10 protein-coding genes and 1 tRNA gene are annotated in these 17,487 nt (G+C 59.5%); 3 read left to right on the top strand and 8 right to left on the bottom strand.

Going from position 1 to position 17,487, the window contains the following annotated elements; genetic code table 11:
- Nucleotides 1-167: 167 nt before the first annotated feature.
- Nucleotides 168-1,103 carry a cysteine synthase A gene (cysK, locus tag ACUXHH_RS03540; protein WP_458390836.1) on the top strand — a complete coding sequence of 312 codons (936 nt, stop codon included), beginning with the start codon at nt 168-170 and terminating at the stop codon, nt 1,101-1,103.
- A 265-nt stretch (nt 1,104-1,368) separates the two neighbouring features.
- A complete protein-coding gene (gene epsC / locus ACUXHH_RS03535; protein ID WP_458390835.1) occupies nt 1,369-1,953 on the top strand; it encodes a serine O-acetyltransferase EpsC in 585 nt (194 codons plus the stop codon).
- A 209-nt stretch (nt 1,954-2,162) separates the two neighbouring features.
- Here epsC and gndA read toward each other — a convergent pair whose 3' ends face one another.
- Complete coding sequence (gndA, locus tag ACUXHH_RS03530) at nt 2,163-3,635, bottom strand: NADP-dependent phosphogluconate dehydrogenase (RefSeq protein ID WP_458390834.1); 1,473 nt, start codon at nt 3,633-3,635, stop codon at nt 2,163-2,165.
- A gap of 195 nt (nt 3,636-3,830) precedes the next feature.
- Nucleotides 3,831-3,903: transfer RNA gene (locus ACUXHH_RS03525), tRNA-Val, on the bottom strand.
- Between the two features lie 490 nt (nt 3,904-4,393).
- Between ACUXHH_RS03525 and aceE the strand changes: the two genes are divergently transcribed.
- Nucleotides 4,394-7,126: a pyruvate dehydrogenase (acetyl-transferring), homodimeric type gene (gene aceE / locus ACUXHH_RS03520; RefSeq protein ID WP_458390833.1), complete on the top strand. Its 2,733-nt coding sequence runs from the start codon at nt 4,394-4,396 to the stop codon at nt 7,124-7,126.
- Between the two features lie 83 nt (nt 7,127-7,209).
- Here aceE and ACUXHH_RS03515 read toward each other — a convergent pair whose 3' ends face one another.
- The 6 genes from ACUXHH_RS03515 to ACUXHH_RS03490 all read right to left on the bottom strand — a co-directional run bounded on the left by ACUXHH_RS03515 (nt 7,210) and on the right by ACUXHH_RS03490 (nt 17,285).
- Complete coding sequence (locus ACUXHH_RS03515) at nt 7,210-8,079, bottom strand: hypothetical protein (protein ID WP_458390832.1); 870 nt, start codon at nt 8,077-8,079, stop codon at nt 7,210-7,212.
- Nucleotides 8,080-8,177: 98 nt separating this feature from the next.
- Complete coding sequence (locus ACUXHH_RS03510; protein WP_458390831.1) at nt 8,178-8,534, bottom strand: hypothetical protein; 357 nt, start codon at nt 8,532-8,534, stop codon at nt 8,178-8,180.
- Between the two features lie 477 nt (nt 8,535-9,011).
- Entirely contained in the window at nt 9,012-13,379 is a 4,368-nt protein-coding gene (locus tag ACUXHH_RS03505; RefSeq protein WP_458390830.1) for an amino acid adenylation domain-containing protein, read from the bottom strand.
- 187 nt (nt 13,380-13,566) lie between these two features.
- Nucleotides 13,567-13,794, bottom strand: coding sequence for a phosphopantetheine-binding protein (locus ACUXHH_RS03500; protein WP_219101141.1), 228 nt, complete (start codon nt 13,792-13,794; stop codon nt 13,567-13,569).
- A gap of 38 nt (nt 13,795-13,832) precedes the next feature.
- Nucleotides 13,833-15,533 (bottom strand): (2,3-dihydroxybenzoyl)adenylate synthase, encoded by a 1,701-nt coding sequence (locus ACUXHH_RS03495; protein WP_458390829.1) that lies wholly within the window; start codon nt 15,531-15,533, stop codon nt 13,833-13,835.
- A gap of 315 nt (nt 15,534-15,848) precedes the next feature.
- Nucleotides 15,849-17,285 (bottom strand): enterochelin esterase domain-containing protein, encoded by a 1,437-nt coding sequence (locus ACUXHH_RS03490; protein ID WP_458390828.1) that lies wholly within the window; start codon nt 17,283-17,285, stop codon nt 15,849-15,851.
- Nucleotides 17,286-17,487: the final 202 nt, after the last annotated feature.

Raw genomic sequence — 17,487 nt, 5'->3', positions numbered from 1 at the left:
TTCCCTGAACCTCGTTCCTTGAGGTTTTTCTTTGGCATTATTACGAACTGTGACTGCAGGTTTAAACCTGTTGCTGGCGAGTAGTAGAGTTGCCACGTAACCGATTATTCATTGTGGAGACCCCCGACGCGGCCGGCCTCCCCCAAGCTCACAAAGGAGAGCACCCCATGGCAAAGATTCTCAACAGCATTGTTGAAGCAACCGGCCAGACCCCCCTGGTTAAACTGAACCGACTGGACGAGGGTCTTCCCGGTAACGTAGCGGTCAAGCTTGAGTTCTACAACCCCGCAGGCTCGGTCAAGGACCGTATCGGTCGCGCCATCATTGACGCCGCTGAGAAGTCGGGCGCGCTGAAGCCCGGCGGCGCCATTGTTGAGGGTACTTCCGGTAATACCGGTATTGCATTGGCTATGGTTGGTGCTGCTCGCGGTTACCGCGTCATCCTGACCATGCCGGAGACCATGTCTGCTGAGCGTCGCGTGCTGCTGCGTGCTTACGGTGCTCAGATTGTGCTGACCCCCGGTACCGAGGGTATGCGCGGTGCTGTGGAGAAGGCTAAGGAAATCGTTGCGACCACCGAGAACGCTATCCTGGCCTCCCAGTTCTCTAACGAGGCAAACCCCACTATTCACTACAACACCACCGGCCCGGAGATTTGGGAAGCAACCGACGGTAAGGTCGACATTTTCGTGGCGGGTATTGGCACCGGCGGCACCATCTCCGGTGCAGGCAAGTACCTGAAGGAGCAGAACCCGGCCGTGAAGGTTGTTGCGGTTGAGCCGAAGGACTCCCCGCTACTCTCCGAGGGTCGAGTTGGTCCCCACAAGATTCAGGGCCTGGGCGCTAACTTCGTTCCCGACACCCTGGACCGCGGCATCTACGATTCAGTGACTCCGGTCAGCGCTGAGGACGCTATGCGCACCTCCCGTCTGCTGGCTACCCAGGAAGGTATTCTGGGCGGTATTTCTTCCGGCGCGGCTGTCTGGGCTGCTCTGGAGGAGGCTAAGAAGTCTGAGAACAAGGACAAGCTAATTGTGGCTATCGTTCCCGACTTCGGTGAGCGTTACATCTCTACCGCGCTGTACGAGGATATCCGCGGCTAATTGAGCTTCTGAGCCCCGGGAGGGGCTTATAGCACTACGCCCCGTCTACCGGTTACACCCGGCGGGCGGGGCGTTTGTGCATCCTTGCGGTGTTTCTTGTGACCGCTTACCTGAGAGGGTTTTACTCCCGCAGTGAACCGTCGCCCCGTATTCTTTGCCGTATCCCCGTTGAGGGTTGCGGCGGAAATAGCCGAAAGGGTCCCGTTGTTGGTACCTTTGGAAAGGTCGCATACACAGAGCACGACCGATGAGGGAAAGGGAACCCATGAGTTTTATTGCGCGTCTGCGTGAAGATATTGAGAACGTCCGCCAGCACGACCCTGCTGCGCGCGGCGCTGTCGAGATTGCGCTGAACTATTCGGGCATGCACGCCATTTGGGTTCACCGTCTGACCCACAAACTCTGGCAGAAGGATGAGACGAAGGCTCTGGCTCGTACTCTCTCGCAGTTTGCTCGTTTTTTGACCGGTGTGGAGATTCACCCCGGCGCGACCATTGGCCGCCGTTTCTTCATCGATCACGGCATGGGCATTGTCATTGGTGAAACCGCTGAGGTCGGTGACGACGTGATGCTGTACCACGGCGTGACTCTGGGCGGTCGTTCCCTGGAGAAGGTGAAGCGTCACCCCACCATTGGTGACCGCGTGACCATTGGTGCCGGCGCTAAGGTGCTGGGTCCGGTGGTTATTGGTGCCGATAGCGCTATTGGTGCGAACGCCGTGGTGGTCAACGATCACCCCACCGATTCGATTATTACCGGTATTCCGGCGAAGCACCGCCCGCGTACCCCGGAGAAGAAGAAGCCCCTGGTGGATGCTGTGGAGTATATTGACCCCGCCATGTGGATTTAGCGCTTGTTAGCGTTTTGAGGCGATAGAGGCGCACCTAGAGGCTCCTAGCTAGGTTCTTACAGGTCTTCCCCCGCTATACCCTAAAGATACCCTGACCCATCTCGCCCTGACCCATCTCGGTGGCGTCCTATATCAAGACATAAAAGCCCGCCTTTGGTTGGATTCTCATCCAGCCGAAGGCGGGCTTTGACGTATTCAGCTACGGGAGCTTAGTGAACGTGAATGTCCGCTGCGTTCACCTCGGAGCGGTCACCGCTCCACATAGTGTGGAAGGCGCCCTCTTCATCAATACGACCGTAGGTGTGCGCACCGAAGAAGTCACGCTGACCCTGAATCAGGGATGCGGGCAGGCGGTCGCGGCGCAGGCCGTCGTAGTAAGACAGTGCGGATGCGAACACCGGCACGGGGATGCCCAGTGCGGTTGCCTTAGCCACCACGCGACGCCAGGAAGGAACGAGCTCCTCCATGAGGTTCTTGAACGCCGGTGCGAGCAGCATGTTCGCGGGAGCCTCATCAGCGTAAGCAGCCATGATGTCGCCCAGCAGCTCGGCGCGAATGATGCAGCCTGCACGCCACAGCGATGCAATGGTGTCCAGCTTCAGGTCCCAGCCGTATTCCTTACCTGCACGGGTGAGCAGGTCCATGCCCTGTGCGTACGCGACGAGCTTGGAGGCGAAGAGTGCGCGGCGCACATCCTCAACGAACTCGGGGTCGCCTGCACCGATGCCGGTGGTTGCGATCAGGCCCGCAGGCAGTTCGCGCTGTGCCTGCTCGCGCTGCTCACGCTCGGAGGAGGAGAGGGCGCGTGCGAACACGGACTCTGCGATAGCTGAGACGGGGGAACCGAGGTCCAGGCCAGCCTTAGCGGTCCACAGACCGGTACCCTTCTGGCCCGCTGCGTCAACAATAACGTCGACCAGGGGCTTGCCAGTCTTTGCGTCTACCTGTGCGAGCACCTCTGCGGTGATTTCAATCAGGTAGGAGCTCAGGTCGCCTTCGTTCCAGGTCTTGAAGATTTCTGCCTGCTGTGCCGGCTCAATGCCTGCGATGGAGCGCAGAATGTCGTAAGCTTCGCCGATGACCTGCATGTCAGCGTACTCGATGCCGTTGTGGACCATCTTCACGAAGTGGCCCGCACCGTCGGTGGAGATCCATGCGCAGCAGGGTGCGCCGTCCTGAGGTGCCTTCGCTGCGATCTTTTCGAGCAGCGGGCCCAGGTGCTTGTAGGACTCTGCGGAGCCGCCGGGCATCATGGAGGGGCCCCAGAGAGCGCCCTCTTCGCCACCGGAGACGCCAACGCCTACGAAGTGCAGACCCTTTTCAGCCAGGGCGCGCTCGCGACGGATGGTGTCGGGGAAGTGGGAGTTACCGCCGTCGATAATAATGTCGCCTTCATCGAGCATGGGGGTGAGCTGTTCGATCACTGCATCGACGGGTGCGCCCGCCTTGACCATAATCAGGATGCGGCGGGGAGACTCGAGGGAGTCAACAAGTTCCTGCAGGGACTCGGTACGGATGAAGTCGCCGTCTGCGCCGTGCTCAGCCAGCAGTGCGTCGGTCTTCTCTACGGAACGGTTGTGCAATGCCACGGTGTAGCCGTTACGTGCCAGGTTGCGGGCGAGGTTTGCGCCCATGACAGCAAGGCCGGTGACACCAATCTGTGCCTTCTTGTTTTCAGTCATGTATATAAGGATACGCGCTTAGGGCAGACTATATATAGGTGAAGTGCAGTTTTATACCCCGGGGGGCTGGCGCTTCCGACCGGATTTTCTTCTGAACCCTTGAGTGAAGTGTTTTTAACCTCTGAGCGAAACATTCTGGGGGCCTGTACGAGGGTAAACAAAAACCCCGGTACCTTGCGGTACCGGGGTTAGCGGTGGGTCCTACCGGGATCGAACCGATGACATCCACGGTGTAAACGTGGCGCTCTACCAGCTGAGCTAAAGACCCATAGTTCTCACTGTTTCGTTTCCGTTCCAGTGGCGAACACAAGAAAAGACTATACGGACTTCTGGAGCAACATGCAAATCCTGAATACGTGTTCTATATCTCAGTATTTTTTTCATTTTCCCACAACACCCAACACTAAGCCACAGTAAGCCATGGCAAGCCATGTTGGGCCACTACCTTTTAGGCAGGCCATACCCCTTCATTCCGCGCCATTCCGCCAAGCCCATCATTCCGCGCTATTTAGGTGCAAAAATACCTTAACCAGTACTTTTGATGCGCGTATTTTCCACCCAGATTGTCACAATGCGAAACCCACATCACAAAAACCTTCATTTGAGACCAAGAGGAGCACCTTTAGGTCTAAGATAGTAGAGATAAGAAGCGAAGCAGGTCTCTTTGATCTACATCGCTTAAACATAAAGATTGTTCGACATCGCAACAAGGCGGGGCGGGCAATCTCACAACCGCACAGAAGAGAGGTTGGATTAGTTTGGCTAACGTACCGAACGAGCACTCCCTGAGCACCCTTCTTGATGGCCTCAAGGACATCGACGTAGAAGAGACCCAGGAATGGGCCGAGTCCCTCGAGGACCTTATCAAGACTCACGGCACCGAGCGTGCAGAGTACATCCTTCGCGCACTGCTCAAGGAAGCTGGTGAGAAGGGCGTAAAGGTTCCGACTCTGGTCAAGACCGACTACATCAACACCATCCCCGCAGACCAGCAGCCCGAGTACCCCGGTGATGAGGAACTCGAGCGCCAGTACCGCGCATGGATTCGTTGGAACGCAGCAATTATGGTTCAGCGTGCCCAGAAGAAGGGCATCGGCGTTGGTGGCCACATCTCCACCTTCGCAGGTGTTGCTGACCTCTACGAAATGGGCCAGAACCACTTCTTCCGCGGCCGTAACCACCCCGGTGGCGGTGACCAGGTCTTCTTCCAGGGTCACTCCTCCCCCGGTGTCTACTCCCGCGCATTCGTTGAAGGCGTCCTGAGCGAAGAGCAGATGGACGGCTTCCGCCAGGAGAAGACCAAGGGCGCAAACGGTATTCCTTCGTACCCGCACCCCCGTTGCATGCCCGAGTTCTGGCAGTTCCCGACTGTGTCTATGGGTCTGGGCCCGCTGAACGCAATCCACCAGGCATCCTTCAACAAGTACCTGCACAACCACAAGATCAAGGACACCTCCGAGCAGCACGTCTGGGCATTCCTGGGCGATGGCGAAATGGACGAGCCCGAGTCGCGTGGTGCACTGCAGCTGGCTGCAAACGAGCACCTGGACAACCTGACCTTCGTCGTCAACTGCAACCTGCAGCGTCTGGACGGCCCCGTTCGCGGTAACGGCAAGATCGTTCAGGAGCTTGAGGCATTCTTCCGCGGCGCAGGCTGGCACGTTATCAAGGTCCTGTGGGGCTCTGACTACGACGAGCTGCTCAAGAAGGACAAGAGCGGCAAGCTCATCCAGCTGATGAACGAAACCCTCGACGGTGACTACCAGACCTTCCGCGGCGAAGACGGCGGCTACATCCGCGAGCACTTCTTCGGCAAGTACCCCGAGACCAAGGAACTGGTTGCAGACCTGACCGACGAGCAGATCTTCAACCTGCGCCTGGGTGGCCACGACGACAAGAAGATCTACGCAGCCTACAAGGAAGCTATGGAGACCAAGGGCAAGCCCACCGTCATCCTGGCACAGTCCATTAAGGGTGCGGAGCTCGGCCCGTTCTTCGAGGCACGTAACTCCACCCACCAGATTAAGAAGTTCACCATGGAAGCACTGAAGGGCTTCCGTGACCACCTGAACATCCCCATCTCCGACGAGGAGCTGGAGAAGGATCTGTACAACCCGCCGTACTACCTGCCCGAGGCAAGCCACCCGGCACTGCAGTACATGCAGGCACGCCGTAAGGAGCTCGGCGGTTACATCCCCGGCCGTGCAAACGCACAGCCCGAGATTACTCTGCCCGAGTCCAAGGTCTACGCACAGACCAAGAAGGGCTCCGGCAAGCAGACCGCTGCTACCACCATGGCGTTCGTCCGCCTGATGAAGGACCTCATGCGTGTGAAGGGCTTCGGTCACCGTATCGTTCCCATCACCCCCGATGAGGCACGTACCTTCGGTATGGACTCCTTCTTCCCGTCCGCTAAGCTGTACAACCCCAACGGCCAGAACTACGTGCCCGTTGACCACCAGCTCATGCTGACCTACACCGAGTCCCCCGAGGGCCAGATCGTTCACGTGGGTATTAACGAGGCAGGCGCATCCGCAGCGTTCACCGCTATCGGTACCTCCTACGACACCCACGGCGAGCCGATGATTCCGATCTACATCTTCTACTCGATGTTCGGTTTCCAGCGCACCGGCGACTCCTTCTGGGCAGCAGGCGACCAGCTCTGCCGCGGCTTCGTCATCGGTGCAACCGCAGGTCGTACCACCCTGTCCGGTGAGGGCCTGCAGCACGCTGACGGTCACTCCCCGGTCCTGGCGTCCACCAACCCGGCGTTCAAGATCTACGACCCGGCATACGGCTACGAGATTGCGCACATCATGGAGCGCGGTATCGAGCAGATGTACGGCACCAAGGACGAAGACCACAACGTCATGTACTACCTGACCGTGTACAACGAGCCGATTCACCAGCCTGCTGAGCCGGCAAACGTTGACGTTGAGGGCATCATCAAGGGTATCCACAAGATCAGCGAGTCCCCGCTGACCTCCGGCCCCAAGGCACAGTTGCTGGCATCCGGCGTTGCTGTTCCGTGGATCGAGAAGGCTCAGAAGCTGCTGGCTGAGGACTGGGGCGTCTCCGCAGACGTCTGGTCCGTCACCTCGTGGACCGAGCTGCGCCGCGACGGCCTTGCCGCTGAGGAAGAGGCTCTACTGAACCCGAACCAGCCCGCTCGCGTTCCTTACGTGACCCAGAAGCTGGCAGGCGCTGCTGGCCCGATCGTCGCGACCACCGACTTCTCCTCGGATGTTCCCGACCAGATCCGCCAGTTCGTTCCGAACGACTTCGCAACCCTGGGTGCTGACGGCTTCGGCTTCGCAGACACTCGCCCGGGTGCACGTCGCTTCTTCCACATCGATGCAGAGTCGGTCGTTGTCCGCACCCTGCAGATGCTGGCAAAGCGCGGCGAGGTTGCAGCAGACGTTCCCGCGAAGGCATTCGCTAAGTACGACCTGCTCAACGTGAACGCTAACTCCGAGCTGGAGCAGCACTAAGCATTTAGCGACAGAACCCCGGTTCTGCGTTAGACGCTAAACGATGCCCCCGGTTGATGAATCATCAACCGGGGGCATTCTATTTATTGGTTTTTGAGAACCCACTCTTTATATCGGAGATAAACTTCTGATAGCTGCCGTCGCTGTTCTTCTAGTTTTGTTTCATTATCTCGAATAAGCGGTTTTTGATACGAAGCTACAAGATTAGCAAGACCTTGAGCCATTCCTGTATCTTTACTGCATTGTGTTTCAATGACACTGAGTCGAATTTCTTCTTCTGATGCTGGGGAATTACTAGCACCGTCACTGCGGGTTACATTTGATAGTTCTTTTGTACCCCATTCTTGGTCGCCCTTTCGTGGCGTTAGACCTTTATCCGATAGGCATTTCCACCATGCTTCACGGTATTTTTTCCATTCAGGATGATTCATGGCTGCCGCATAGGATTCACCGCGGATTCGACGATAGGCTTCTGTGAGGCCACTTTGCTCTTCGAGGCTGATGCCCGCAATCTCTTTCAACGTAGCTAAGATTTCAGGCATGCACTGTTCCATAATTTTTGTGTCATAGCCCCCCGATGATGGTGCATTCCCGGATCGCTTGTAGCTTCCATATTTGGCGGCGTATTCGGGGTTCCAGCGACCAAACTCGCGACCGGACGAAACGAATTCCCTATCTTCTACATCCGGGATATATATTTCATAGGACTGGCCGTGCTTTGCGAAACAGCGCTGCCTAAGAATTTCCAAGGCTCGACCGTAATACTGGGAATTTTCATCGAAAAGGTCATTGTATTCTTCGAGCGGAGTAATGATTCGGTTGTTTTTATAGTCTAGAGTTGCTTGGGCCGTTTCATCACGTTCTAGTTGCGGGCCTGTAGAACAGGATGTGCAGGCTAGCGTGAATGCAAATGTTATGGCCATTGCGGGCTGAAAGAATTTCTTGAGGTTCATGATTTTTCCTTTCAAGAACAACAAGGGGATTATTTTTTGCGATTGGGCGGCATAATACTTATGTCATATTATGCCGCCCAACCATTTATGTGGGGAAATTAGTCATTTCGGCGAAGGGAAGTAATCTTATCGTTCCAGTCTCCGTTCCACCAATTTCGACCTTCATAGAAACCTTCGAGGCTGTTGAAGTCGCGATAATTGATATCGAATGAGAATCCCTGATAGTCCTCATCCTGAAAAGCGACGTAACGTTCGCTATGGCTTCGGATGGAAGATACGCGGTCATTCATGTCACGCAGGTGAGGCACGTACCGTTCACCGTGGGTATCGTGAATACCGCCTGCCTCGTTATAGTTACGCCAGTCGTAAAAGACTGCGGCGTTACCGGCGGGCATCGCTGCCATGGTAGCTGCCGTTGCAACCATCGCGGTTGCAAGAGCCTTGTAGAGCTTCATCGTAAACTCCTAGTGTTTTGAGAAGGATATCCTTCTGCATGAGTGAGATATGTTTCAAGACCTGGTGTATGCCGAGTCGTCAAGACCTGGTGTATACCGAGTCGTTCTCTTAGATACAATCCCAATCCATGTAATCGGAATCATATTTAAGAGGTGGCTACAATCTAGCACTCATCAAGGAGTCTTTTCAAGCAATGAGTGAGGTATGTGTCACAAAATTTAGAGTATGCGTGCAATAAAGGCTATAAAATTTGGTATTTTATACCATTTGCATACTAATAATTTTTTGCACGAATATTTTATATGACTAAAATCACCTAAAAGATACTCTTTACGATACTAAAGCGATGCCCCGGTTGATGAATCATCAGCCGGGGCATTCGTGTTTTAACTCAACCGCATGTTTTAACCGATGTAGCCCGGAGGTAACGACTATTACCTCCGGGCTAATTCAGTTACTTGTGGGCGTTGGCGAGTTTAGCCGGCGAAGTGGCCGGTCACCTCCGCCAGACGCGCCGGATTCACCAGATCAGGGTGCGTACCCTCCAGCAGCACCGAACGGAACGACGACGCATGCGCCGCCCAACCCGCCGCATCCAAATACGGCTGATCCTCATGCGGCACACCCACCAGCAACACATCACCGTCAAAGAACGCCTGCTCAGCACCACGCATCAACGCCGCCGAAGCACGCATACTCCCCAGGCACACGCCCAACTTCTCCTCCGGCAAATAACCCATCGCCGAACCCGCCCTCTGCAGACGCTCCAACGTACCCGGCAAATCAAGCCGCTCATCAGCGGCTGGCTCCGGCAAACCGCCCATACGCAGCAGCGCACGGAAGCTCTCCTGCTCATCCGGCGCAGGCACACCCTGCCACTGCTCCGAAGGATACGCATCCAACAGAACCACACGCTCAACCTGCGCACCCGCAGCCTGCGCCAGAGCCGCCACCTGCACCGCGGCAGTACCGCCCACAGACCAGCCCATCAACGCAAAACGACGCGGCAACGAACGCTCCGCCAGGGTCTTCTCAATCAGCTTCAGGTAGCCCTCAGCCAGCTCCTGCAGGCTCGACGCAAAGCCGGCATTCGGGTCAGAGAACGCCTCAGCCTGCAAAGCATACACACCCTGCTGAACCGGAAGATGCGAGAGGTACCCCGCATAGCACCAGCCCAAACCACCCGCAGGCGGCAGGATAAACAGCGGCTGATGAGCTGGCTCAGTAGCATCATGCGCGGCAGGATGCTCACGCTGAGTCACAATGTGCTCGCGCTGAGTCAAAATATGCTCACGTAGGGGCAGAATCGGCGCGAACTCCGCACCCTCGCCACGCTCGCCCGCAATGGACGCCGCCAAAGCCTGCACGGTCGGATGCGCAAACAGCGCACCAATGCTCACGCTCAGACCCAGTTGCTCCTCAACCGCGGCAATCACCTCAAGAGCCGCCAGCGAATGACCACCCGAGGCGAAGAAATCCTCATCCACGCCGAAACGCTCACGACCCAGCACACCGGCAATAATCGAGCACAGCTGCTGCTCCAGCAGGCCGTGCGGGCCCTCAGCATCAGAAGTCTGCGGGGTCAGGTCCAGGGACGCCAACAGCTTGCGATCCGCCTTACCGGAGGGGCTCACCGGCAGAGCAGGCAGGGTATGCCACAGGGTCGGAACCATGTAGTCCGGCAGAACCTGCGCACAATGCTCGCGCGCCGCCTCCACCAGCTGCTCGGCACGCTCAGCGGACACGTCGCCGACCTCCAGCACCGCCGCCAGGGCAGGCTCACGCAGGCCGCGGTACAGCAGAGCCACCGAAGCGCTCACGCCCTCAACCGCGGAAAGAGCCATCTCAATATCGCCCAGCTCCAGGCGCTGACCGCGCACCTTAATCTGGTAGTCCGTGCGGCCGCGGTAGCCGATGACGGCACGACCATCAGGAAGAATCTCCCAGCACGCCAAATCGCCCGTACGGTACAGGCGCTGGCTCTCACCGTTCAGCAGCGCGAGCGCACCGGCAGGAGCCTGCTCCACGAAAGCCGCCGCGGTCGCCTGCGGGTTGTTCTTGTAGCCGCGCGCCAGTTGCACGCCCGACAGGTGCAGTTCACCCGTCACACCCACCGGCACGGGGTGGCCGGTCGGGTCAAGAATCAGGGTGCCGGTGTTCCAGACCGGCTCGCCAATGGGCACGCTCTCACGCTGCGGGTCGGTGGAGGTCTCCCAGAAGGTCACGTCCACTGCCGCTTCGGTGGGGCCGTACAGGTTCAGGGGGTACACGCCCAGAACCTCGCCCGCAGCCTGCACCTGGTCCTTCTGCAGTGCCTCGCCCGAGCAGACCACGTAGCGCAGGGGCTGGGTGGAATTCTGACCGAAGCCGGCATCAGCCAGGATGCGGCGCGCCGCCGGCGAAGAAATCAGCGCCGAAAGCATAGTCGGCACAAAGTGCACCGCCGTGACGGACTGCTCGGCAATCACGCGCGCCAGGTAGGCGGGGTCGCGGTGCCCATCCGGGGCGGCAATGACCACGGCGGCGCCCTCGGCAAGCGGCCAGTACAGCTCCCACACGTGCACGTCAAAGGAGATGGGGGTCTTGTGCAGAATGCGGTCACCCTCCCCTACCGGAATCTGGTGCTGCTGCCAGCGCAGGCGGTTATCAATCGCGCGGTGGCTGATGGCAACGCCCTTAGGCCTACCCGTGGAGCCGGAAGTGAAGAGCACGTAAGCATCCTCGTCCAGGCCGGTTTTCATGCCCGGAAGCTCCTCAGCGGCGGGTGCTGAGGAGGGGGCCAGGGCGGGATCGTTAGTGCTCAGCAACGGCAGGGTTTGTTCAGACAGCACGTGCTGGGGCAGGTTCGCGTGACGCTGCGGTTCCTGCGGGTTCAGCTCCTGCGCGCTCAGCGGATGCAGACCGGGGCCGTGCAACAGCAGGGAACATTCGGCGTCCTCCATCATCACGCCCACACGCTCGGCAGGTAGATCCGGAAGCACCGGAACATAGGTGGCACCAGCGTACAGCAGGGCGTACAGCGCCACGTACTGCTCCACACCGCGGTGCACACGCAGACCCACCGCATCGGAAGGGCGAACACCCCAGTCCAGCAGCTGCGAGGCAAGCGCACGGGCGCGCTCGTCCAGTTCCGCGTATGTGAGGGCGCGGTCAAAAGCGTAGGCGCGCTCCGCCTCGGGGGTGAGCACCTCACCGGGCGCGGGGGCAGAATCCAGCACCACGAGCGCCTGCGGATGCGCCGCCACCGCGTCACAGAAGCGACCCAGCAGGGTCTTGTACTCCATCGGGTGCTCGGTCAGCGTCGGGGCGGTCAGCTCGCGCAGGGTCGCAAGCTCCGCCTCGGTCGCCAAACCCAGGTTGTTCAGGGAAGCACCCTCTCGCTGCGCCTCCGCGGCGTAGGCGGGCAGCCACTCACTCAAGCGGGCGGCGTGGCGTTCCAGCTCCTTGGCGGTGTAGAGCGCCGGGTTCATGTCAATCTCGCAGGAGATACTGTTGCCGCGGCCGGGCATACCGCGCAGGGTGAAGGTCGCATCAGCAACGGGACCGGCAGCAATATTGTGAATGTGCGCGGTCGGTACCGGGGCTCCGGACTCATCCTTGGAGGGTACCGCCAGCGGCAACACTGCATCAAAGGGCACCACGTTAATCTGCGCACCAAACAGCCTGGACTGGGCATTACGCGCGGTACGTTCCAAATCTTCCTGACGAGTCAGCGGATGCTCAGCATTGCGGGCGTACTGCTCCTTCACCGAGTGCAGGGACTCCGCGATGGGACCGGTCGCCGCAACCTGCACCGGCAGAACGTTCACCGCGGTACAGCCGGTCTGCGCGCTCGCCGCACCCAGGGCGCGGGTCGCCTCCGGCAGGGTGCGGGCGAACATGCGGTTCATCTGCGGCACACCGAACGAAGCCTGCGAGTAGCCGCCCACACGCGCCAGGTACGAGCCCACGGCAGCGGTCGCCAACACCGGCCAGGAGACGGCGTGCTGCTTTGCCGCATCCAGCAGAGCCTGCTGGGTGGGCACGTCAATGCTGAACGCCAGGCGCACAGACCGCGCCGACGGGGAGGCGGTACGACCCGCCAGGGAGGTATCTTCCTGCTCCAGGGCGCCGCTCGCCTCCCAGAAGGCGACGTCTTCGTCACGGGAGGTTGAGGCAGCATCGTCGGCATCGAGTAGCTGTTGCAGGCTCATGCGGCGGGTTGCAGGAACCGGCTGGCCTGCGGACAGGGCACGGTATATCGCCGCCACGCGGGAGAGACCGTTGAACGCCGCGAACCCATCAGCAACCACATGGGAGAAAGAATGGTACACCCAGAGGAACCCGTAGTAACGCACTGCAGCGCTGCGTACGGTCACGCCCTCATCGGTGGTAAGGGGCTGGGCGAGCAGACGCTGTGCCCAGGTGCGCACCGGCGCAGGCAAGTCAGAGTTAGGCAGGTCAGAGATGTTCTCCTCCCCCGCCTCCGCGGTGTCGTTCAAATCCCCCTCATCCACGAGCAGGTCAATGCCCGCGAGGAATGCCTCAAGCGACAGAATCTGCTGGGAGGCGGCACCATCGGCAATGCGGGTGCGCACGCGGAAGCCCTCGTTCTCGCGGTAGAGCTGCTCAAAAGCCTCACGCAGCAGAGCGAGGTCGGTGTCTGCGGGGCATTGCAGAACCTCCGCGGTGTTGTAGCAGGGATTCGTCGGGTCAATCGCGGCGGCAAAATAGATGCCGCGCGCGTTAGTGGTCAGCGGCAGCCAGGGACTGTCAGCACTATGCTGTGCGGAGGGGTTCGCGGCGGTGCAAAGGTAGGAAGCAGTCCCGAAGCTAGCGGCTGCGGTAGTATCAGCTACGCCCATGGTGGCCTCTCAAGGTCTGGATCAGGGGTCTGAGTCAAGGATGATATGCGGTGTGTAAAAGGTAGGCTACTGCTCCGCCAATTCACGCTGGCAGAAGTAATCTGACAAGGGTAAACGAGGCGAGTAGCAAACACCCCGAGCACCCGTCTGCATTCGCGGCAGGTAGGCGCTCGGGGTACGATGAAACTTAGCCCAGGCGGGAAGCGATGAACTCCACAGTCGGGTTCTCCACCAGCTCGGTAAACTCAATCACGGCGCCCTCAGCGGCAAGGTCGTCGAGCAGGGCGAAGGAGCCCATCGAGTCCAGGCCCAGAGAAAACAGGTCGGTGGTCGGTTCGTCAAACGCGGTCTGCAGAGAGTCGGGCTCGACGATGTACTTCTCCATGATGGGGCGCAGGGTCTCAAGTGCGGACATTTTTCTCCTCAATAGGGGTAGGAATACGGGCTTAAGATTTAGCCAAAAATTTCGGCAAGCTTGGCGCGCAGTTCGCGGCGAGAAATCTTACCCACGTTCGTGGTGGGCAGCTTCTGCAGAACCTGCACGCGCTCGGGAATCTTGAAGTCAGCGAGCTTCTTCGAAGTGAAGAACTCATGCATCGTGCGGCGCGGGTTTTCACCCAGGTCGGCGCCTTCCTGCGGCACAATAACCAGGCCCACACGCTCGCCCACGGTCTCATCCGGGATGCCCAGAACCACGGCGTCAAAAACGTCGGGGTGGGTTAGCGCCAGCTCTTCAATTTCATCCACGGCAATCTTCTCGCCGTTGCGGTTAATCTGGTCCTTCGCGCGGCCGGTCACCTCAAGGTACTTAGCGGCAACCAGGCGCACAATATCACCGGTGCGGTAGAAGCCTTCCTCGGTGAAGCCGTAGCGGTTCGCGTTCTCCTCCAGGTAGTAGCCGCGAATCGTGTACGGGCCGCGGGTGAGTAGGTGGCCGCTCTCGCCGCGCTTAACCGGCTGGTCCTGATCATCAACAATCAGAATTTCATCGTCGGGGCTAATCGGGTAGCCCTGAGTCCTCAGGCGCATCTCAATCGGGTCGGTCGAACGGGTGTAGTTCACCAGGCCCTCAGCCATGCCGAACACCTGCTGAACGGTGCAGCCGAGCACCGACTCGATCTTGCCCGCAACCGCCGGAGCCAGCTTCGAGCCGCCCACCTGCAGGGTCTGCAGGGAGGGCAGGGACACTTCGCGCTTCTCCGCGGAGGCGACCCACGCCTGAGCCAGCGGCGGCACCAGCGCGGAGGTGGTCACACCTTCCATCTCAATGAGGTGGAACGCAGTCTGCGGGGACGGATCCGCCGCAAACACCAGCTTGCCGGAGGCGCACATGACGCCCAGAATACCGGGCGAGCTCATCGTGAAGTTATGAGCAGCGGGCAGCACCACGAGCATGGTCGTGTTGTTGTTCAGCTTGCAGATATCGACCGAACCGCGTACCGAGTACAGGTAGGCAGCGTGGGTGCGAGGAATCAGCTTCGAAATGCCGGTCGTACCGCCGGAAAGCTGCAGGAACGCCACCTGCTCGCTCGCACGCAGGTTCTCGGTGTTCTGAATGACGCCGGGCACGAACTCTTCAGCGAGCTCCTCTTCGGTCAGCGGGGTCAGCGGCTCCGCAACGTCAATAGCAACCGGCGGCTCTTGAAAGTTCTTGCGCAACTCGGCGGCAACATCCTCGTGCAGGGCGGAGAAATCTGCACCCGGGGTTAGCGAAGAGAACACATGCGCCGCCGCGTCGGTGCGGGTCGCAAAGTGCACGAGCTCAGTGGTGCGGTGCTGCGGCAGGCAGAACACCGGCAGAGCAGCCGCCCAGAAAATACCGAGCAGGTACACCAGGTACTCGGCGGTGTTACCCAGCTGCAGCAGCACGCGGTCACCGGGCTGCACGCCAGCCTGAATGAGGCGCACCGCAGCGGCACGACCTGCCGCTTCCAGCTCACCGTAGGAGAGGCGAATCTGCTGGGGCTTGCCCTCCTCATTAAGCTGCGCGTGCGAGATCGCCACCAGCGCAGGAAAGTGCGGCTTCGCTCGGCAGGCATCCAACAGGAACTCGGGGATGGTCTGGTCAATCCAGTAGCCGGCTTCGCGGTACTTCGCGGCAAAAGACTCGGGGATGAGCGGTGTGGGGGCCAGGGGGCTACGTTCTACGGTCATCTTCTCTCGATTTCTGTGTCGTTTGCGGTTTCTATAGCGCTCACGTGCTGCGTGCGTTCGCAGCGTGATGCCATCTCGTCAATGAGGGCGGGTGCGCAGCCTACACCGGGTACCCTTCGGTACCCCTCGTGGCACGGTAGTGCTACATCTACCAAGAGACTACGCATCTCTTAAGCTGTCCTTCTCTAGGATACGGGCGCGGCGGTGTTTACCCTAACGGGAACCCCGCATGCCCACCATGCGCCCCCAGCGTGCGGGGCAAACCTCAGCAGGCGAGGGGTCCGGGGCGCCCAATCATCGGCAGCGGTACAAGCTCTACGCTACTTTTCGTGCATCTTTCTCGTAGTTCTGCTCGCCACGCTCAATATTCCGCTGGTGAGCATCAATGATGCGTTCCAGGGTCGGCACAATCGCACCGCGCCAGCACGCATAATCGTGACCGCCGTTAAAGGTCGTGCAGCGCGCTCTCTCCAGACCAAGCTTTTCCAGGCGCACCTTCAGCTCACGGTGAGGAGGCACCAAAACCCACTCCTGCTCCCCCACCTCAATCTCAAGGTACAGGTGGCGCAGACGATCAATCTCTCCCGCCGCCTCCAGCTCGTCCAGGCGGTCCATGACCTGTGGCTGCCACAGCGACGATGACTGCGCGATCGCACCGCCAAAGGCCTCCGGGCGGCTCAGCACCGCCAACAGGGAGGACAGGCCACCCAGCGACTGACCGTTAATCACAATGTTCTGCGGCGCGGTCTTAATACCGTGCACCGCTTCCAGGTGCGGGAAGGCAATCTCCACCAGGTAGTCGGCAATCGGGTTGTCACCGTTCAGTTCCTTCCAGCGGTTCTCACGACCGCCAGAGTGAAGGAAGAACACGTGCATCGCCGGAATACGGCCCACCTCATGGGCGCGATTGAGGATACGCTCCATGCCCTGGCTAAACCACATTTCGCCGTCGAACTGGATGAACAACGGCGCATCCGGGGCGGGATCGCCCACGCGACCGAGCACGTACTGGTGGCCGTCAGGGGTATGCATCCACTCGGGGGCGGGCAGTGCGTCAATCTCTTCCTGAGTCAGGATGAACTCCTGCACCGGCGCGTGCTCAAGCTGCACCACACCCATGCAACGACCGATGCGGTTGCACACGGTCTCGGGGTTCAGCGGGTCGCCCTCACCGGAGTCCAGCGCGGCGCGCAGGCGCACCTGGTCGTCATCACCCAGCCAGGCGGGGCGCTCGCCGGGCAGCACCGGCAAGAAGTTGTAGGAGGCACGCCAGGTAGTTTCCATCTGCATGCTCAGCTGCCACCATCCGGTGCCCTCGATGCGGGTCATGAGGGAACGGTCAAGATTCTTCTCATCGGTCAGGCGGTTGATGAACATGAGCACCTGCTTCGCCTGCTCGTTGTGGTACAGGAAGGTAACGATGCGCTCGTTCTCACTGATGCTGCCGTCTTTACGGTGCACCGGCTCGATGATGGGGGTACCTTCGGAGACGACCTCAACGATGCGGGCGTTCAGCTCTTTGGAGCTGACTGCCTCGGCGATGAGGGCGCTGATGAGGGGGCTGTCCACGCGCGGTGCCGGTACGGGGCGCGGGGTTTTGGGAGGACTCGGGCGCACAGCCGGCGCAACGGTACACGGCTGCGCAGAGGTAGCCTGTACAGAAGCAGGCTGTTCAGAAGTGCCCTGTACAGAAATGCCCTGTACAGAAATGCTCTGTGCGGGAACGGTCTCGGTGGGTTCGTGCTCGCCCAACGGTTCCTCCTTGGTCTGTGGAAACACTCAATTGATGAGAATCGGTGAGGAGGCACATTATCGTTAGTTAGCCTCTACTACCTCACTCTATGGTATCCCTTACCCAAACTCCAGCCAAAGGGAAAAACGAAAGAACCAAAAGATGACAATCATGACAGCCAGCACACACTACTAAAACCCAAGCACGAAGCCACCACAACCC

The organism is Rothia sp. 110740021-2 (genome assembly GCF_054263775.1).
The sequence above is the reverse complement of the archived record's forward strand: the minus strand, read 5'-3'. Positions and strand labels throughout refer to the sequence as shown.